At 37.7% G+C, this 19,689-nt stretch carries 15 protein-coding genes; 8 read left to right on the forward strand and 7 right to left on the reverse strand.

Annotation, left to right across the window (positions count from 1 at the left end):
* Genes R3F25_08350 through R3F25_08370 form a run of 5 tightly spaced genes read left to right on the forward strand, consistent with a single transcriptional unit; the run spans position 1 to position 5,548 of the window.
* Positions 1–1,329 carry a hypothetical protein gene (locus R3F25_08350; GenBank protein ID MEZ5496827.1) on the forward strand — a complete coding sequence of 443 codons (1,329 nt, stop codon included), beginning with the start codon at positions 1–3 and terminating at the stop codon, positions 1,327–1,329.
* A gap of 31 nt (positions 1,330–1,360) precedes the next feature.
* A complete protein-coding gene (locus R3F25_08355; protein MEZ5496828.1) occupies positions 1,361–2,299 on the forward strand; it encodes an iron ABC transporter permease in 939 nt (312 codons plus the stop codon).
* Positions 2,296–3,030 carry an ABC transporter ATP-binding protein gene (locus tag R3F25_08360; protein MEZ5496829.1) on the forward strand — a complete coding sequence of 245 codons (735 nt, stop codon included), beginning with the start codon at positions 2,296–2,298 and terminating at the stop codon, positions 3,028–3,030. Before R3F25_08355 ends, R3F25_08360 begins: the two co-directional genes overlap by 4 nt.
* Entirely contained in the window at positions 3,027–4,796 is a 1,770-nt protein-coding gene (locus R3F25_08365) for a GspE/PulE family protein (GenBank protein ID MEZ5496830.1), read from the forward strand. The genes R3F25_08360 and R3F25_08365 overlap by 4 nt, the downstream gene beginning before the upstream one ends.
* A 5-nt stretch (positions 4,797–4,801) precedes the next feature.
* Positions 4,802–5,548 carry a glutamine amidotransferase gene (locus R3F25_08370; GenBank protein ID MEZ5496831.1) on the forward strand — a complete coding sequence of 249 codons (747 nt, stop codon included), beginning with the start codon at positions 4,802–4,804 and terminating at the stop codon, positions 5,546–5,548.
* A gap of 18 nt (positions 5,549–5,566) precedes the next feature.
* Here R3F25_08370 and R3F25_08375 read toward each other — a convergent pair whose 3' ends face one another.
* From R3F25_08375 to hemL, 3 genes are read right to left on the reverse strand one after another with little or no spacing between them, the layout of a single operon-like run.
* A complete protein-coding gene (locus tag R3F25_08375; GenBank protein MEZ5496832.1) occupies positions 5,567–6,667 on the reverse strand; it encodes a mechanosensitive ion channel in 1,101 nt (366 codons plus the stop codon).
* A gap of 6 nt (positions 6,668–6,673) precedes the next feature.
* Positions 6,674–8,596, reverse strand: coding sequence for a DedA family protein (locus R3F25_08380; GenBank protein ID MEZ5496833.1), 1,923 nt, complete (start codon positions 8,594–8,596; stop codon positions 6,674–6,676).
* 6 nt (positions 8,597–8,602) lie between these two features.
* Positions 8,603–9,883, reverse strand: a complete 1,281-nt coding sequence (gene hemL / locus R3F25_08385) for a glutamate-1-semialdehyde 2,1-aminomutase (GenBank protein MEZ5496834.1) — start codon at positions 9,881–9,883, stop codon at positions 8,603–8,605.
* 428 nt (positions 9,884–10,311) lie between these two features.
* Between hemL and R3F25_08390 the strand changes: the two genes are divergently transcribed.
* The gene (locus tag R3F25_08390; GenBank protein ID MEZ5496835.1) at positions 10,312–10,926 is read left to right on the forward strand and encodes an energy transducer TonB; all 615 of its coding nucleotides are present in this window, start codon (positions 10,312–10,314) and stop codon (positions 10,924–10,926) included.
* Between the two features lie 133 nt (positions 10,927–11,059).
* On the opposite strand, the gene R3F25_08395 is transcribed toward R3F25_08390, so the two are convergent.
* The 3 genes from R3F25_08395 to R3F25_08405 all read right to left on the reverse strand — a co-directional run bounded on the left by R3F25_08395 (position 11,060) and on the right by R3F25_08405 (position 16,688).
* On the reverse strand, positions 11,060–13,351 hold the full coding sequence (locus tag R3F25_08395) for a Tex family protein (GenBank protein MEZ5496836.1): 2,292 nt from the start codon (positions 13,349–13,351) through the stop codon (positions 11,060–11,062).
* A 315-nt stretch (positions 13,352–13,666) separates the two neighbouring features.
* On the reverse strand, positions 13,667–15,802 hold the full coding sequence (locus tag R3F25_08400; GenBank protein MEZ5496837.1) for a pilin: 2,136 nt from the start codon (positions 15,800–15,802) through the stop codon (positions 13,667–13,669).
* 52 nt (positions 15,803–15,854) lie between these two features.
* Complete coding sequence (locus R3F25_08405; protein ID MEZ5496838.1) at positions 15,855–16,688, reverse strand: S1-like domain-containing RNA-binding protein; 834 nt, start codon at positions 16,686–16,688, stop codon at positions 15,855–15,857.
* Between the two features lie 169 nt (positions 16,689–16,857).
* On the opposite strand from R3F25_08405, the gene hemF reads away from it, so the two are divergent.
* Positions 16,858–17,763 (forward strand): oxygen-dependent coproporphyrinogen oxidase, encoded by a 906-nt coding sequence (gene hemF / locus R3F25_08410; GenBank protein MEZ5496839.1) that lies wholly within the window; start codon positions 16,858–16,860, stop codon positions 17,761–17,763.
* The gene (locus R3F25_08415) at positions 17,756–18,631 is read left to right on the forward strand and encodes a cation diffusion facilitator family transporter (protein MEZ5496840.1); all 876 of its coding nucleotides are present in this window, start codon (positions 17,756–17,758) and stop codon (positions 18,629–18,631) included. Before hemF ends, R3F25_08415 begins: the two co-directional genes overlap by 8 nt.
* Positions 18,632–18,663: 32 nt before the next feature.
* Here the strand turns inward: R3F25_08415 and R3F25_08420 are convergent, their stop codons facing one another.
* On the reverse strand, positions 18,664–19,650 hold the full coding sequence (locus tag R3F25_08420; protein MEZ5496841.1) for a hypothetical protein: 987 nt from the start codon (positions 19,648–19,650) through the stop codon (positions 18,664–18,666).
* Positions 19,651–19,689 lie beyond the last annotated feature (39 nt).

Raw genomic sequence — 19,689 nt, forward strand, 5'->3', positions numbered from 1 at the left:
ATGAAGAAATACATACTGATATTTATAGCCGTAGTTATTCTATTGTCGATTTATCCGATATGGAGATATTTTTCGAATGCAAAAATCTTTGCTAATACTGTTCTCAATTACGCTTCTAATCTTGGACAATGGACAAACAGTGGTATTAGTACGAGTTTAAACGGCAAAATTACTATCAGAAATCCCGTCTTCACTCCTAATGAATACTCTCAGGGAATGCAGGCAGAGAGTATGGTTATCACAGCTCAACCTATGTTTTTACTCAAAAACAGCAAATCCGATTTACAAGATATGCTTCCTGAAAACCTAACCGTTGCGATTAACGGCATACAACTCAATGATAATTCCGATGATTTATTTCATTCACTCAGACAGTCGGCATTATGGAAACTTCAGGTCGGTTTTGCAGGTAGTTTTGGCTGTTCCAAAGACTCGACCACAGAATTTGATGAAAAGAGCTGGAATCAAATTATTAGCACAAATCAGGTTTACAATTTTGATTTATATTACTCACGCCAGAATAACGGAAGTATTGATACCGACATCACTCTTGATGCTGAAAATATGTTCACTTCAACCTGGTCCGGAAACTTGAAATCCGGTTTCAATGATAAACAAATTGTGATTCGGGATTTACTGGTTGATAAACTCTACTATTATTATCTTGATTATGGGTTTAACAAAGTCAAGAACGATGCTTGCGCAGCGAACTATAAAGGTTCTTACGCAGCCTACCGTTCCAAGGCGGAAAACAACATTCAAGAGTATTTGAGAACCAGCTATCTCAAAGAGCTTCCAAAAGAATTTATGCTGTGGTTCCACAAATCTCTTCAGTCGGATGTTGAGTACAACGCTATTTTTGAATTTGCAGAGCGTCAGTATCTCAATAAATTTTTTGATATGACACAAGTGGATTTTTTATCTCAGGTTAAAACTGAAATCGGAACGACAGAAAATGACTATATGCTTGTCGAGTTAGCTGAGGTTGACTATACCAAAGTGGATACAGAAAGACTCAAACAAGAACTTGAACAAAGAGAAGAACAAAAAAGACAAGAAGAGTTGAAAAGACTCGCTGAAGAGGAAAACAAAATGAAACCGGTTGTACATACAATCGGCGGAGCCAAATCAACAAAAGTTCCTCTGAACAATATTTCCTCTGCGATTGGTAAAAGAGTTCGTATTAAAACTTGGAGAGGAAGACCAGTTATCGGTTATTTGTTATCGGTTGAGAACAATCTGGTTGAGCTGGAATCAATTTTCCGAACCGGTCGAGCAAGAATCTCTGTGCCTCTGGACAAGGTTTCTTCGGTCGAAATTGTCCCATAGCGTAAAGAAACTAACTTAATCTTAATCCGAAATGAAACAATATATTGCACTACTTTTGTTGCTGTTAGTGACAATTGTTTTTTCATTGACTACAGGAAGTATCTCTATTCCTCCTGCAGAGATATTTTCAGAAAAGTATCACACCATCATATTTGAAATCAGAATTCCCCGAATGGCCAATGCAATAACTGTCGGAGCTTTACTTTCTGTTTCGGGTTTAATGATTCAGAACTTAGTAAAAAATCCTCTGGCTGACCCATATATTTTGGGTGTTTCAGGCGCTTCTGCAATGGTTCAATTATTGCTCATTGCCTTTGGAATTGTATTGCCTTTCAGCCTTTTCATGCTTACAGGTTTTATGGCTACGTTATTAGCATTACTTTTGTTATTGCTCATTTCATCCAAAAAAAGTTTAAACTCAACCAATTTATTATTAAGCGGTGTAGTTTTAGCTTTTGCTTATTCAGCAATTATCAGCTTAGTTCTCACTCTCAGCCCTACGGCAACAACTAAGCCTATATTGTTTTGGTTGATGGGTGATTTGGGTTACAGTTCATTCAGTATGTTTCCGATTATTGCTCTAATCATTGGTTCACTTTGGATCTTTCGATATCACAAAGAGTTGGATTTGCTTGCAAGAGGTGAATTTTTTGCTCTGAAATGCGGCGTTAATGTAAGGAAAACCAATTTAGTTTTACTGGTTTCCGCTTCGCTTTTTACTGCAGTAGCTGTTAGTTTAGCAGGAACAATTGGTTTTGTTGGATTGGTTATTCCGCACATCAGTCGATTGATTTTTGGCAATAAACATGCAAAGCTGATTCCTGCATCCATAATTTTGGGAGCAACATTGGTTTTATTAGCCGACACCTTATCTCGTTGGCTTTTTGCTCCTACACAACTTCCTGTTGGCATATTTACGGCATTATTTGGTGTTCCTGTTTTTCTTTATTTGCTAAGGAAAAACTCATGATAAAAATAAACCAACTCAGCCTCAAAGTTGAAAATAAAACTCTGATTAAGAACCTAAACCTTCAATTGAATAAAGGTGAGTTTTGGGCAATTATTGCACGCAATGGGATTGGTAAAACCACCTTGCTGAAAACAATTGCAGGCTTTACTCCATCAGAGCCTTGGCGTGTAAAGATTAAAGGAAGAAATATCACAGAATATTCTGTTTTGGAACGAGCTCAAAATATTTCTTATCTATCACAATTACAAGATGAAGGTTTGGATTGCACCGTTAAACAAGCTGTTTCTTATGGACGATATCCTTGGCATAAATTCAAACTCGATAACTCTGACGAAACAAAGCTGATTAAAAAGGCATTGATGGACATGGATTTACAAGATTTACAGAATAGAAGTCTAAAAAAACTTTCCGGTGGTGAATTGAGAAAAGTCGATATTGCGACCATTTTGGCACAGAACAGTGAGATTATGATTCTGGATGAACCACTCAATCACCTGGATGTTGCCTTTCGTTATCACTTAATGAAACTGCTGAAAAATCTGTCACAAAAAAAATTAATCATAATGGTGACTCATGATATACAATATGTGAAAGAGTATTGCAGTCATGTTCTTATGATTTCAAACAAAGGAAAGGGGATTTCCGGCAAAGTTTCTGAGATTATGACTGCTGAAAATGTTAAAAACATACTGGAGATTGAGCCTGTTGGTGAAATATTTGAATCATTATGAATAGCAAATTGTCGTTCAGCGAGATTGTCATTCCCATCATCAAACACCTCTTTCACGAGGGGATTATTGATAAAAAATCTGCGGATAAAATTATCAGAAATTCAAAATTGATTAAGGTCAGTTCCGTACATCCTTACATTAATATTTCTGACTATAAATTAAAAAGTCTGAAAACCGGCAAACCGATTTCCATTGAGTTTATTACACATTTTGTAGCCAAGATAAACAACCTTGGTTATTTGAAAATTGATCCGACAAAAGTGAATGTCAGCAGTGTGACCTCTGCGGTTTCACAGGCTTATGCCACCAAACACAAGATTCTTCCGGTTGATATTTCCGATACAACAGTTACATTTGCAGTTGCTAATCCTTATGATGATTCCTGGGTGGAAGAGTTACAAAGAATCTTACGTCTTAAAGTCGTAAGAGTTCACTCCAATCCACTGGATATTCAACGGTTATTATTTGAGTTCTATGGTGTCAATAAGTCTATAAAACACGCACATAAACAGCATAAAAATCGAACGATTGACTCGATTCTCAATCTTGAACAACTGGTTAAATTAGGCTCTAAAAATGATTTAAGTGCCGATGACCAACACATTATCAATATTGTGGATTGGTTGTTGCACTATGCATTTGAGCAACGCGCCAGTGATATTCATCTGGAACCTAAAAGAGAAAACTCCATCATGCGTTTTCGTATTGACGGACGTTTGCATAATGTCTATGTTTTGCCGACGATGGTGATGGCTGCTGTGGTCAGCCGTATCAAAATTCTTTCTCGCATGGATGTCGCTGAAAAACGTAAACCACAAGATGGCCGAATTAAAACACTGACCTCTGAAAGCAAAGAAGTTGAACTTCGTGTATCAACCATGCCAACGACATTTGGCGAAAAATGTGTAATGCGTATTTTTGATCCGGATGCCGTAGTTGAAAAATATCAGGACTTGGGAATGAGTGAATCTGAAATCGATCAATGGTTACAGATGATTTCTCGTCCCAATGGCATTGTTTTGGTTACCGGCCCGACCGGTTCCGGTAAAACCACAACTCTTTATTCAACATTAAAGAACCTTGCAACAGAAGATGTCAATGTTTCTTCAGTCGAAGATCCGATTGAGATGGTGTTTCCGGCTCTCAATCAAATGCAAGTGAATTCCAAAATCGGCGTGAATTTTTCCAGTGGTATTCGTACATTAATGAGACAAGATCCCGATATTATCATGGTTGGTGAGATTAGGGATTTAGAAACCGCTCAAATGGCTGTGCAAGCATCATTAACCGGACATTTGGTTTTATCCACACTGCATACTAATGATGCGCCTTCTGCAATCAACCGTTTACTGGATTTGGGAGTGCCTGATTATTTATTACGTTCAACACTGACCGGCGTGATTGCACAACGGTTAGTCAAGTTGCTCTGTGAACATTGTAAAGAAGAAACCACCATTTCCGATGAAGTCTGGACTTCTTTGACTCACCCTTGGAATATTGCAAAGCCCGAAACGATTTATGATACGAATGGCTGCCTGGAATGCAGAAATACCGGATATCACGGACGAATTGGTGTTTTTGAAATTATGCCAATTCATGCAGATTTACGAGGTATGATTAAAAACAACATTCCTTCGGAAGCGGTAGCTGAACAAGCCTATAAAAGTGGCATGAAACCACTAAGAGTTTCTCTCTCTGCATTAATTAAATCCGGGCAAACCTCCGTTGAGGAAGCCATTAAACTGGCACCACCGGAATATAGCTAAACACCATGTCCAATAAAAAAATTATCATTGTTCAAACCGGAGAACCTATAGCTTCTGCACTTGAGAAGTATGGTGATTTTGATGAACTTTTCATCAGAGCAATGAAAGTGGAACCTGCATTAGTCGAAACATACAGAGTGTATCAGAGCAAAGATGACAATGTAATTTTCCCGGATGTTGACAAAATTGCCGGATTAATTATTACCGGATCACCGGCGATGGTTACCGAAAAACACCCTTGGTCTGAAGCAACAGTTGAGTGGCTGAAACAATTTTTAAGAACTGATATTCCGGTGATTGGGATTTGTTATGGCCACCAATTGCTGGCAACCGCCTTGGGAGGAAAAGTTGATTGGAACCCCAATGGACGACAAATTGGCAGTGTAAAACTCAAACACACTGAGCACATTTATGATGATCCATTACTGGCATCATTAAGCAATCGAATTGACAACGAGGTTCATCTAATGGCAACACATATGCAATCGGTGGTGCAATTACCTGACGAAGTGACACTATTAGGAGCAACAGACCGTGATCCGCATCATTGTTTTCGTTATAAAGAAAATGTATGGGGATTGCAATTTCACCCTGAATTCACTTCAGAAATCATTATTGATTATATTCTGGCAAGAGCTGAGGATATTGAAAACGAAGGCATAAATACAGAAAAGTTAATCGAAGATATTATTGAGAACGACAATGGCTCAATTATTTTACAAAACTTTAGAAAATTGTGCCTGGGCTATTAATTAAAAAATAGCATAAAATTAAACTTGTTCGTGAGAAATAATTTCGGATTCAGGAGTTGATGAAACTGCCTGATGAGTAATTGGGGTTGCCAGAGATAAATTAAATTCTTTCTGCAAGTCAAATGCTGCACGATTAATCGCATAGCGAGCGGCTTTTAGTTGATAGATGTTTTCCAGTTGATAGTGAATTCGCCATAAAATGGCATGATCCCCGGCTTCTATCAATGAAATTTTAGGCTTTTTATCAACTTTAAGAGCGTTGTTCTTTTCGCATGCTTCTTCCCAAACCTTTGCAAAATAATCTTCCACAACTTCTGCCGGAGTTGAATAGCCAATTTTGTATTCAATAAAATCATTCCAGGAAGAGTGTCCGGCTCGATTGAGAATTTCTATTTTTGTTTGTCGCAATTTTGAATTGGGAATGACGACTTTATGCTTTTGAACCAAATCTCTGAATGTTGTTTGTGTCAAAGAAATTTTATGTGTAATTCCAAGAATATTAAATTCAGGAATCCGACAAACTACACCCGGTTCCAAGTCATGATTATAAAGCAGTATCAAACCCTGAGCACTATCAACCGCCCAGGCATCTTTGGTTGCGAACAATATAACCAGCAAGCCACCCAACGCACCTGTTGCCTGCAACCAATTGGTGACATTCCAAATATTCACCAATAATAAAACCGTGGCAATTAAGGTGATGAAGATAATCAAAATGTACATCATTTCTGATTTGTAAGTACCTGTGGTTACATCTTCACCTTCGATATTTTTTATCTTACCATAGTGTTGCAATGCCCATGCGTGAGAGAATTGAATAAAAAGATAGGAAACCAGTAAAACAAGCCCTGTTTGAGAAACCTTTAGCAACCATTCATTTTCTTTACTGTTACCATTAACCAAGGCGTCGATTACATAAATCATCAAGAGTAAGAAGTTTAAAAATCGCATCCAGCGGATTCGTTTCTTGTTCCTTTCCTCATCATGAGTGGGTTTTATGATATACCTGAAAATAACTCCCGAGAGAATGAAAAATAACAAATTCAGGGCAATCACAATCTGTCCAAAACTGGAAAGATGGTCGATATAAGAAACGATAAAGTCGAAAAATTCTTTCATTAAAAATTAATTGCCACGAATGAAATATTGATTGTTACTAAACTTATAGGACAGATTATCAGAATTTTCAATGGTTTCAACCAGAAATTTCAAATCCACAGGTTGGTCAATGCTTTTCCAGAAAGTTAAACCCCACTCTTCTGACACTTTATTGATTCTTACATATCCATTATAGACATCATAAGAGGAATCAATAATCTCGGCAGGCTGTTTCCACAAATGCATGGTGGTCAGTTTATCATTATCTTTCTTAGATAAAATTACTGTCTCGATTTTGCCATTATTTGTTGATGGAATGACTACAAATTCTTCACTTTCTTCAATATCAGAACTCAACGCCGTCCAAACATCTTTCCATGCTTGAGGCTGCTTGGATTGCCAGCCTTCGGACTCAAATTTTTCAGTGAATATATCAATATCACCAAGATAGCGGATTTGAAAAGGTTGCTTGGAACGACTTAACCAATCGAGTCGCTCTTCTTGCTTAGATTCTAACCATTGTTGAGTTGTTAGTTTTGGAATTGCTTTTTGGTAATTTGCAGTTGGAAAACTAAAAAAAATAAGAACCAAAACCGTGACGACACCTTGAAAGCTAAAGTAAATTGCAGAAACCGGCCAACCCAAAAACTGTTTTCGGTTACGCATACGGTAAGCAATTGCAACAATAGCTGCCCAAAATACGGCACTGAATACTGAAATCAATACCACACCTAAACCCATTTGCATAAAAAATAGCTGTGTAAATGCAGTTAAAGCAATCAATAATGTTGCCAAAGTATAGGGCCAGGCACGCATTTTATGAGGCAATGCACCGGATATTAATGCTGCCCAGAACGATATGACACAGACGAACCATGTCAGATGGTAAATTCCAAACCAACTGGAATGACCAGCTGAAAAGTAGTTAATCAGTACCGATAATAAATATCCGCTGACAACGATAAAACCCCAATGTTTGGATGCTGTTATTCGACGACGACGCAACAGCCAAAGTAATACAAACAGTGAAGAAACAAAAACTGTCAGATCATGGGTTATTGCAAGAAAAAATGCCAATACCGGTTGCGTCCAGTCCGTATGAAAGGCTTGCATGAAAGCACTGACTTGTTGTGACCAATTTTGAATAGCATCGCTATTGAGAATCACAAATAACGAAGTAACCGTCAATGCCAGTATAAATGAAGCCATTAATGCCAAAGAACCTGTCTCCGGTTTTCTCGGGTCAATCAAACCGGATGTCACTTTTCCGAAATGGGGATGTTTTTGCGACCAGACAAGAGTTTTACTTAGGATTGTATGAGCTCTGGGAAGTAAGAACCCGTAAACCGCATGAATCACCCAGTAAACAACAAAAACAACAACTGCGAAAGCCAGTACCAGTAGCGATAATGCACCAGCAACTTTTGACATTGCTCCCATTGCGTTTCCAAACAACATTCCGGGCAATAAATAAAATGGCGACCATAATATAGCCGCAACGGTACTGATTATCAGGTATTTTTTTAGCGGCATTTCCATTACACCGGCAATAGCAGGAATGATTGGGCGAACTAAACCTACAAATCGTCCAATGAAAACACTAAGTGTTCCCCACTTAGAAAAGAACGACTGCCCTTGCTCAATCAGTTTGGGAAATTTATAAATCGGCCACATTTTCAGCAAGCCTTTTTTATAATGTCTACCTATCCAGAAACTGATTCCATCTCCTGCAAAAGCACCTAATGAAGCAGTAATCCAAGCCAGCTTAAAATCAACAACTCCCAGTCCAATCAGCGTTCCCAAACCAACAAGCAATGCAGCTCCTGGAAGTAAAATCCCAACCAATAACAAGGATTCTCCTAACGCGACAATAAAAATCATCCAACCGGTTGCATGCGGATGAGCTTGTACCCATTCTAATGTTGCTTGCAGCCAGGAGGATGATTCCATCGTTTATTACAGCTCTGAAAATGCAATTGTTGCTGCTTTTAAAGTTTTGCTCAAAGTCACTTCATCATGTGTTGACGAGACAAAACCAGCTTCATAAGCAGATGGACCTAAATAAACACCGTTCTGAAGCATCTTATGGAAAAAGTCTTTAAAACTTTGTTCATTGCAATTGGATAAGTCGGCAAAATTATTAATTTCAGATTTCTCGGTGAAGAACAATCCAAACATTCCGCCCAAATTAACTGTATGGAAAGGAATATTATTTTGCTTGGCAATTTTTTCCAAACCATCGACCAGTTTTTGCGTTTTATGGCTCAAATCTTCGTAAAATCCGGGTTTTGAAATAATATCCAACATTACTGAACCCGCCGTCATTGCCACTGGGTTTCCAGATAAGGTTCCCGCTTGATAAACCGGACCTAAAGGAGCAATATGCGACATAATTTCTTTTTTACCGCCAAAAGCTCCAACAGGAAGCCCGCCACCAATGACTTTCCCGAAAGTCGATAAATCAGGAGTGATTCCATAAACTTCCTGAGCGCCACCCAGAGCCACTCTGAATCCGGTCATTACTTCGTCAAAAATTAACACTGTTCCATATTTATCACACAAGTCACGAACACCTTGCAAATAACCATCTTTTGGCAAAATCATGTTCATATTACCCGCAATTGGCTCAATAATAATTGCAGCCACATCATCGCCGTGAGCTTTCATAATTTGTTCCAAAGCATCCAAATCATTATAAGCAGCAGTTAAAGTCAAGTCGGCAACCGCAGCAGGAACTCCCGGTGAACCCGGAATTCCCAAAGTCAACACTCCGCTTCCTGCTTTTACTAAAAATGAATCTGCGTGGCCATGATAGCAACCTTCAAATTTGATAATTTTATTTCTTCCGGTATAACCTCTGGCAAGACGAATCGCACTCATGGTCGCTTCCGTTCCCGAATTCACCATGCGAACCATATCCAAAGATGGAATCAACGAGCACATTTTTTCAGCGACTGTGACCTCTTGTTCCACAGGAGTTCCAAAGCTCATGCCTCTATCCACTGCTTTGTGCACTGCTTTTAAAACTTTTTTATTGCAATGCCCGGCAATCATGGGTCCCCATGATCCGATATAGTCAATGTATTCATTATCCTCAACATCGTAAATATAAGGACCATCGGCTTTTTTGATAAATAACGGTTCGCCACCGACCCCTTTGAAGGCTCTGACAGGTGAATTCACTCCACCGGGAATAACACGTTGTGCTTTATTGAATAAATCGTGATTTTTCATAATGTGATAGATTTTGTAATACCGCTATTATAAATGTTTGAATTTTATTTTGGGAAAACATACTTCTGAAAAATAACTTTTTTATTTTTTGATTATCTGTTTCACTGTATTGAAACTTCCGTTCCGTGTTTGATAGTACCGAATAAAAAATTTCGTTTGTATGACAATTGAGTCTCAACCAGAAATATTTGAATAATATATCAAAGGTATCATTAAGTTGAGAAATCAATCTTGATAAAATCAACCCAGCATTCAATAAAAATATTCAGTGGCAAGTTTAAACTGGTCGTTTTTAATAGGAGCACATTTTTCATTGTAAGTAAATTCAAACAATATCAAAAGTTATGAGAGTCCTAACATTAATAATATTCATTTCCTTTTGTAGCAACACAATAGCTCAACAACAAGACAAACCATCCTGGTCTCAACCAATGCCGGAAAAATTAGACACTCCGGAATTAAAAATTGAGAGCAATATTGATTCTAACATTGATTTTGGTTTTGAAAGGAGCGAAATGATTGATGCAGGAGATACGGAACAAAACTCAAACATTTTGATAGAAGACAAACCTATGCAGGAAGGAGATCTTATCGAAAGATCCGAACAAGATCAATTTCCTGAAGAAAGTGTTAGAAATGAAGAAATAGTTGAAAGTGTTGAAACTATTGATGAAAATTTAGAATTATCTGACAAACCGGAGATTTTGGAGAACAAAACCATTGAGAAAGTATCAGAGCCATCAGCTATTCATAATTCTCAGAATAATTATAGTTGGACAAAAATAAAAGACGAGCCCCCACTCTACCCACAACGTGCATTTAAGAGTAAGAAAGAAGGTTGGGTCGATGTTCGGCTGACAATAAACATAGAAGGAGAAGTTATTAATACTGAAGCAGTTGCCAGTTACAACAATCAAGGTTTATTTAACCGATCGGCTTTGAATGCTGTCAAAAAGTGGAAATATGAACCCCCAAAATCCTATGGGATAGAAGAACCATTAACAACTCAAGTAAGAATTGTTTTTAATTTAAAAGACAAAAACTAATCTTTTTACTTTCAACTCATAGAGTATCTTTTATCTTGTTTGAAAGTATAGTTTGTTCCGTTAAAGCGAAGAACTCTAATGTTACTATATGAATTCTTCGCTTTCTAATATTTTCAAACGTTCCTTCTCATGCTTATTTTTTCTTAGCTTTGGAAAACGCTTGAGCCAGACTACCCAAGGAATTATTTTGCTGAGAAAAATGACTTCGTTTGTTTGATGATTGATTGTCTCGTTTTTTATCCGGATGGTTCTTAGGTTTCACTGATGCTTGAGGAGTCACTCCACTTTTAGCAGATAAAGAGATACGTTTGCGTGGAACATCCACTTCTAGAACTGTCACTTTAAGGATCTCGCCGGCTTTAACAACTTCTGAAGGATCTTTTACAAAGTTATCAGATAGTTGTGAAATATGAACTAAACCATCTTGATGCACACCAATATCTACAAAAGCTCCAAATGCGGTGACATTGGTAACCACACCTTCAAGTTTCATACCCTCTTTTAAATCTGAAATCGTCTGCACCTCATCATCAAAAACAGCTGTTTTAAACTCTCCACGAGGGTCTCGCCCAGGCTTCTTCAACTCAGCAATGACGTCCTTAATTGTTTCCAAACCATAATCATCATTAATGAAATCACGAGGATTCAGTTTATTGAGTTTATCCGATTTACCGATAACGTCTTCTATTTTACAGTTGAGCGAATTTACAATTTTCTCTACTAGAGGGTAGGATTCAGGATGAACTGCTGACTGATCCAAAGGTTGCTCGCCGTTTCTGATGCGTAAAAATCCGGCACATTGAGTGAACATTTTATCGCCCAAGCGTTTAACATTAAGAAGTTGCTGTCTATTGACAAAGCGCCCATTTTCATCGCGATAATTGACGATTTCCTGAGCAACAGAATCACTGATTCCTGCCACATACTTTAATAATTCAGTTGAAGCGGTATTGACATCAACACCTACTGAGTTCACGCAATCTTCAACGGTATCTCCCAGAGCTTTGCTCAGTTGGGATTGGTTCACATCATGTTGATATTGTCCAACTCCTATGGCTTTTGGCTCAATTTTCACCAGTTCTGCCAACGGATCTTGCAAACGACGTGCAATTGAAACTGAGCCACGATAACTCACGTCCAAATCAGGAAATTCTTTAGCTGCTGTTTCTGATGCGGAATAAACAGAAGCTCCGGCTTCTGAAATCATGATTTTTTGGGCTTTAAGATCTTTATTCTGCTTCAATATTTCAGCCATCATTTGATCAGTTTCTCTGGAAGCCGTGCCATTGCCGATACTAACAAGTTCAATATTGTATTTTTTGATGAGTGATACGATTTTGACTTTAGCTTGTTCCCATTGTTTCTGTGGTGGGTGCGGAAATATGACATCTTTATCCAGTAACTTTCCGGTTTTATCAACAATGACCACTTTAACTCCGGTTCGATAGCCTGGATCAAGACCCATTGTCGCTTTGCTTCCAGCCGGAGCTGCTAATAAAATATCTTTCATGTTGCGACTGAAAACTTTAATCGCTTCAGTGTCTGCCAGCTCCCGTATTTGATTGGTCAATTGCAATGAAAGTCTCACATGAAGTTTTGCAACCCATGACAACTCGACTGTTCGCATCAGCCATTCGGAACTTTGAACATCCCAACCTAAATGCTGTATGATTTTTGTGATTGCCGGATGTTGCTGGTTATCTGCTACCAATGCATCAATCTTTAAACTCAAAAAGCCTTCATTTCTGCCACGCAATAATGCCAAAGTGCGATGTGATGGGATTTTATTCAGCTTTTCATTGAAGTCGAAATAATCTTTAAATTTAATCGCTTCTTGTTCTTTTGAAGTAACCACCGAAGATGAAATGATAGCATTTTCCCACATCCAGTCACGCAGTTCCTGAATCAAATTGGCATTCTCGCCAATATCCTCCAAAGCAATTTGTCTGGCACCATCTAATGCTTGCTCAACTGTTTCAATGCCTTTTTCTGCATTAATATATTTTTCTGCTAGGTTCTCAATATTAGATTTCGGATTATTTATGAGATCTTTGAGTAATGGTTCCAGTCCGGCTTTTCGGGCAATCTGAGCCTTGGTTTCGCGTTTCTTTTTGTACGGCAAATACAAATCTTCCAGTCGTGTTTTGGTATCAGCAGCAAGGATTTCCTTTTCCAGTTCACTCGTCAGTTTGCCTTGCTCTTTTATCAACTCCAAAATTGATGAGCGTCTTTCATCCAGCTCACGCAAATAAATTAGTTTCTCCTCTAACTGTCGCAACTGTGTATCATCAAGCCCCCCGGTCACTTCTTTGCGATAACGAGCAATAAAAGGAACGGTGTCTCCAGAATCCAGTAATTGGACAGCATGTTCAACCTGACTAGGTTTAGCATTGATGAGGTTTGCGATAATTTCTGCGTGTGTCATAACGTTTGTTTTGTAATTTTCAAAAGAGTGGGAATTATAAAGAAATAAATTTAAGAATGTTTTATAAAAATATATTTTTAAATAAATCTGATGCTCTTTGGGGACTATTGCTTCGATATGCAATATTCGTCATTTCCACATAGGCTGGAATCTAGTAAAACAATTTCATACTGAACGATAGCACTTGTATATGCACAAAAACATCACTTTACTAACAAGAATCACCCTGAAAATCACCATCTTAATTATCAATTACACATTGTTCATTATTGATAAGAACTCGTCTCTCAAAGAGAGGAAATATATGAGTTTTAGCTAAAAACAACTGTATTCGTAAAACCTCTTGTCCACAGTTGAACCGTCACAATCCCAGTATATATATCCGTCATCACTCGCATGAGGAGTTATTTTGATGTATTTTCCAGACAGAGCAGGAATATCGTCGCCTATGTAGATGGTAATTTCACCATTTTTGGGGTTGTAAACCAGTTCATCGGATTGATCGAAGCGGTCGGATATGGATTCCGTATTTGGGAATGTTCCATTTTCAATATAGCTGTCTTCAATCAGGTATTTTTCTTCATTAACGGAATAAATTTTATCAGTAACCTTAGCACGAACTGTGTAGTCCCGATAGGATGGTATAGTATAGGCTGCCAAAATTCCTACACCGGCAATCATAAGCATACCTCCATTGGAAGAAAGCTGCTCAATTGGACTATATTCGTAATTCAAACTGAACATCAATGCTTCTTTGGATGAGTCCAAAGCAAAACCAAAGCGTCCGCTTTTGGGCAAATTCAGTTGATGAGCCGTTGGCAAAGCAAACAAATCCAGCTCAGTATGGCTGTAACTGGCAAGGTATTGAAGAACATTTAAATATCCATAATAAATATCCCGGGGAGCATCGTTCACTTCTTTGCTGTATGCAATGATTGAGTTTGTAAAATCAGTATGCTGTTTATTTTTTAACCAATCTTGTAGTTTTAATTGATTGCTATAGTTGGCTCTATCTGCCAAAACCTGAGGATTATATGCTTGAATGAAATAGTCTCCTTCGGTTAAATAATAACCGTATTGTTTCACGTTCAATAGTTTTTCAATTTCGCTTTTATCTTTTTCAGAAGGAAAGATATGATTGATGAATTCATCAATCGAGAATCGAGTTTGATTGATTGGAACTCCTGCCAGTTCTTTGGTAGCAGACTCGGTTTTGAATGCCTTTGAAACCTTTTCAACAATTAACTTATGAGCATTCATATCGTTGATTTTGCTGGCAAACCAAGTTCCCGATTCATCTGTAATAACAAGTAACTTCTGCCCATAAGTATTCATGATTTCTGACAAACTGACACCCAGATACTCATTCACTTGCTGGATTTTTTCATCGACAACTTTTCGGATTTCAACACTTTCTGCTTCATTCATTGATAATATCAATTCATAAATTTGCTTGAGCTGTTCTTCATTCGGGACAGCAATTTGCCATACACTTCTTGGTGTTCCGGCTGTGTGTATGTCAAGTTCGGAATCCACCCTGGGAAGAAACTGTCTGAAGCCTTCATCTGGCATTTGCAATCTCACAATAAAACGACTTTTGCCTCCAATCGCTGAAGTTCCTACCCAAAGATATTCCATCTGCTCCAAAGCAAATTTGGAAACGATTGGTTTCACATGAGGAGGTATAAAGTTTTTATTGTTATGTATCAATGATTTGAAATTAACCCATAGTTCCAGATTTTTACCGGCTGCATCAACACTATTTTCAAATTCAAAAATGGGTTTTAAATCATCTGCATGTTTCTGTTGTGACAGTATGGATTTCAGTTCATCCTTGCTGCTAGACAAACCGGCGAACAGTAAAAGTCTTCCATCTTTTTCATTAAAATAGATATACGTTGGTGTCATAGAAATGGCTAATTTGCCAAATCCTTCATTATCAAAATCATCAATAATTTGAATTTGTCCACCGGATTTGTTTTTCCATAACTTGAGTAAAATATCGAGTTGTGACAAAGAAGTGTTCCGAAGAGTCGTTGCAATCAAAGTGTTCGGAACCGGCCTTCCATCAGCTGATTTAACAAACGCGACTTCAAGTGGAGAAACCATATTTTGAATAATCGTTTCAACAAGTGGACGCATATCGCTTGGCAAGAGTTTTAAATAAGAATCCTGCAATCCTTTTTTAAAACTATCAATTTGTTGCACATGATTTTGATTTGATTGTACAGGGTATAAAACATCCGCTTTTTCTTCAAAAAACATCTGCCAGATTGTAGGTATTCGCAAATAAGCAAAAGTTTCTGCCGGCAATTTATTTCTCAGCCATGAAACATTTTGTATTCCTTTAGGTGGAACGGCACTCTCAACAGATTGAGAACTCGTTGAATTATCGCACGCAGTTAGAAAAACCATTAGTGCAAAAAAGGATGCCAAAATTGTTCTTTTCATAATTGTTCAACCATTCGTAGATAGTTTATTATGAATTGAACCAAACTTTGGTTCAAGTTATAGCTAAACGAATTGTTTCTTTGCTTATCTCGATGAGTTTTTTCTTGTATAAAGTGCCGAGGGCACGCTTATAACTGGCTTTAGATACATTCCACTTGTTATAAATTTCTTGAGGTGGAGTTTTGTCGGTCATGTGGGAAACACCTTGATTTTCTTTTAAATCATCAAGGATTCTTTGTGCCAAATCATCCAGTTTTTGTGAGTCCGGCAATACAAATCCAATATTAATTTTACCGTCATCTCGAATTTGTTTGATAAATCCTTTCAGTTGTTGCCCCAATTTGATTGGTTTGAAAACTTCAGAGTGATGAATAAGTCCCAAATGTGTTTGGTTGATTACTGCTTTAAAACCAAGTTTGGACTTTCCACAAATTAGCAAATCAACTTCCTGATTGACTTTGAAATCGGTATTTTTTTCAGATAGGAATTTACTCAATCGCAAAGAACCGACCAATCGTTTGGATGCTTTATCACTGTATAAATAAATTGAATAATACAATCCCGGAAAAACTTTATAGGGTTGCTCGGCATAAGGAACAAGTAACTCTTTGGGCATTCCCCAGTCAAAAAAAGCCCCAAATTTATTCACATCGGCACATTTTAAATAAGCACATTGATGCAATTCAATCTTGGGACTAGCCAAAGTGGCAACTGCATGGTTATTATCCAGATAAACAAAGACTTTTAGTTTCTCACCCACATTATATTTTTCAGTCAAATTTTTTCCAAAACACGAAAGTGGGCCGTGCTCTTTTCCATCAAATATTATTTCTTTATCAGAAACATCGAGTATTTCTAAAGCGTTTAATTTCCCTGGGGTGATCATTATGAGTTTGTTATGACTTGAAGCCTCAATTATATAGCGATTACTCGAAAAATCGCTGAAATATTATTTTCATTCTGAATTTAGGTTGGTTTTCTTTGATATTCACCTTCATTTACAAAATCTATGTTGTCCTTAAGTTATAATTGCCCTTTTGAACACGCAATATTTTATGAACGACCAACAGTTTCAACAAGTTCTTGAATATTTAAAGAAATTACAAGATCAAATTTGTAGTGCTTTTGAAGAAATTGATACGAGTGCTTTTAAACAAGACCAATGGCAACATGCCAATGGTGGCGGTGGTCGCACTCGTGTTCTCCGTGGTGACATTTTTGAATCCGCCGGTGTGAACTTTTCTCACGTTAAAGGTGATAAATTACCGGCTTCGGCAACTGCAAAAAGACCCGAATTAGCCGGTTGTGGTTTTGAGGCATCCGGTGTCTCTCTGGTAATTCATCCTGATAATCCTTTCATTCCGACTTCCCACGCCAATGTTCGGGTTTTTCGTACTACAGGCAGCGAAGAAAGCAAATGGTGGTTTGGTGGTGGCTTTGATTTAACACCTTTTTACCCTTTTGATGAAGACATTATTCATTGGCATAAAGTTGCTAAACAGGCGTGTGAACCATTCGGCAAAGATGTTTATAGCAAATATAAAAAGTGGTGTGATGAGTATTTCTATTTGAAACACCGCAAGGAAACTCGGGGTGTTGGTGGTCTGTTTTTTGATGATTTGAATGAATGGGGTTTTGAAAAATGCTTTGAATTTATGCAAGCTGTTGGTAATGCCTATTTAAAGGCTTATATGCCGATTGTTGAAAAAAGGAAAAACACTAGCTTTTCAGAAAAGCATAAAAACTTCCAAAAATATCGTCGTGGTCGGTATGTGGAATTTAATCTCGTATATGATCGAGGTACTTTATTTGGTTTACAATCCGGTGGTCGAACAGAATCCATCCTGATGTCAATGCCACCCGAAGTCTCTTTCAGATATAATTACCAACCTGATGAGGGTAGTGAAGAGGGCAAATTATATGAGTATTTATCACCAAAAGATTGGTTAGTATATGACTGAACACGCCAAGTTACTTAGAAGAGTCACATCTGCATCCGTTGCGGTTGCTTTAATTCTTATTGTTGCAAAAGCGATTGCATGGTATTTGTCAGGGTCTGTCGGAATTATGGCTTCACTTATTGATTCATTAATGGACTCGTTTGCCTCATTGATTAACTTATTTGCTGTTCGCTATGCATTACAACCGGCAGATGATGATCATCACTTTGGTCATGGGAAGGCGGAGCCACTTGCAGGTCTGGCACAAGCCAGTTTTATTGCCGGTTCAGCATTCTTTTTGATATTTAATGCTATTGGAAGATTACAAAACCCTCAACCTCTTGTTCATGGAAATATCAGTATGATTGTGATGGTCTTCTCCATTGTTCTTACTTTGTTATTGGTTTTATACCAAAGACACGTTGTAAAAATCACCAATAATTTGGCAATTAAAGCGGACTCATTACATTATGTGAGCGATTTATTAACTAATCTCAGCATATTATTGGCAATTTTCCTCACACTGAAAGGTTATTTATGGGCTGATGCTGTGTTTGCATTAGCAATTGCTGTCTATATTTTTAAAAGTGCTTATGAAATTGGTAATGATGCTTTTCATCAACTTATGGATAAAAAATTGGATGATGAAACCGAGGCATTGATAATAAAAGCCATCGAAGAAACCAAAGACGCATTAGGCTACCATGATTTTCGCACCAGACAATCGGGAAAAAATAAGTTTATTCAGTTTCACCTGGAACTTGATAACTCGTTAAGTCTTCTACAAGCCCACGCTATTGCTGATGTGTTGGAAAAAAAAATCTCTGCTTTAATTCCCGATGCCGAAGTTATCATTCATGAGGATCCAATCCATGCAGTAAAAAAATAACCGAGAATACACGCAAACTCGGTTATTTCTATCTATTTATTCAATTGGCTGATGAGTGACTGAACAATTGTCTGACGACGCATGATTTTTTCTTGTTCTGACTTGCTAAACTCTGATAAAGATTTTGTGTTTGTTGGTACTGTAATTTTATCTGCCAAACCTTGATTCGCTTCCTTCGATGTTTTTAAATTTGAACTGCTTGGACCAACTCCGGTTTCAATAAAAGAGCGGCTGGCTGTTCTGAAACCTCTAACCGGATAGAATATGTTATTATGCCCGCCATTTTTGGGATAAAGTTCTGCGACTCCATCAAATTGATTGAGACCTACATCCAGATAATAGGCTAACCAATAGTTATCACTATCATCAACTACTATTAACAATTGCTTGCTTTCAGTATCAAACAATGCTGCCATTTCATGATAGTTATAAGAAAAACTTGAACAAAATCCATCAACGGTATTATCCGGGCGACAACCTTCTACATATTTGTCTCCGTCTTCAAAGAAGGTATTATCAAATATCAGCACATCACCATTGAAAGGAAAATCCACACCCGTACTTGAGAAATCAATAACAGCTTGCCATTCACCCAGCATTTTTGTCACTTCATCCCCTAGAATAAAATTAAATCGCTTAATAAATCGTTGCTCACCACGAAATTGGATTTTTCCGGTTGTTTCCGTTAAAAATTCTATTGTTATCGGTCCACCCTCACCAATTAATGTAATTGGTTCGGAATAATCGCAGTCAATGCAAGGTCCGTTATATGTGTAATTCAATTCTGTATCAAATAAAGCGTTACCATCCAACGTCTTGCCGGCTGTGTACCAAGTAGGGACTCCAAACTCATCATAAACATACAATGCAACGAACATAAAGTTATCCTGTATTTCTATTGAATAACCCGTTCCTGGCACTCCGGGGCTAATCCAAAACCCCGATTCCGGAGTGAAACTCTTCGCATTAAGTGATAAAAGCATCATTGTGATTAATAACGTTTTATAAAAAATCCGCATTATTTGCTCCTGTATGTATCAATATTGGTATATTATGCC

Source organism: Gammaproteobacteria bacterium (assembly GCA_041395445.1).
Taxonomy (GTDB): domain Bacteria; phylum Pseudomonadota; class Gammaproteobacteria; order Xanthomonadales; family Marinicellaceae; genus NORP309.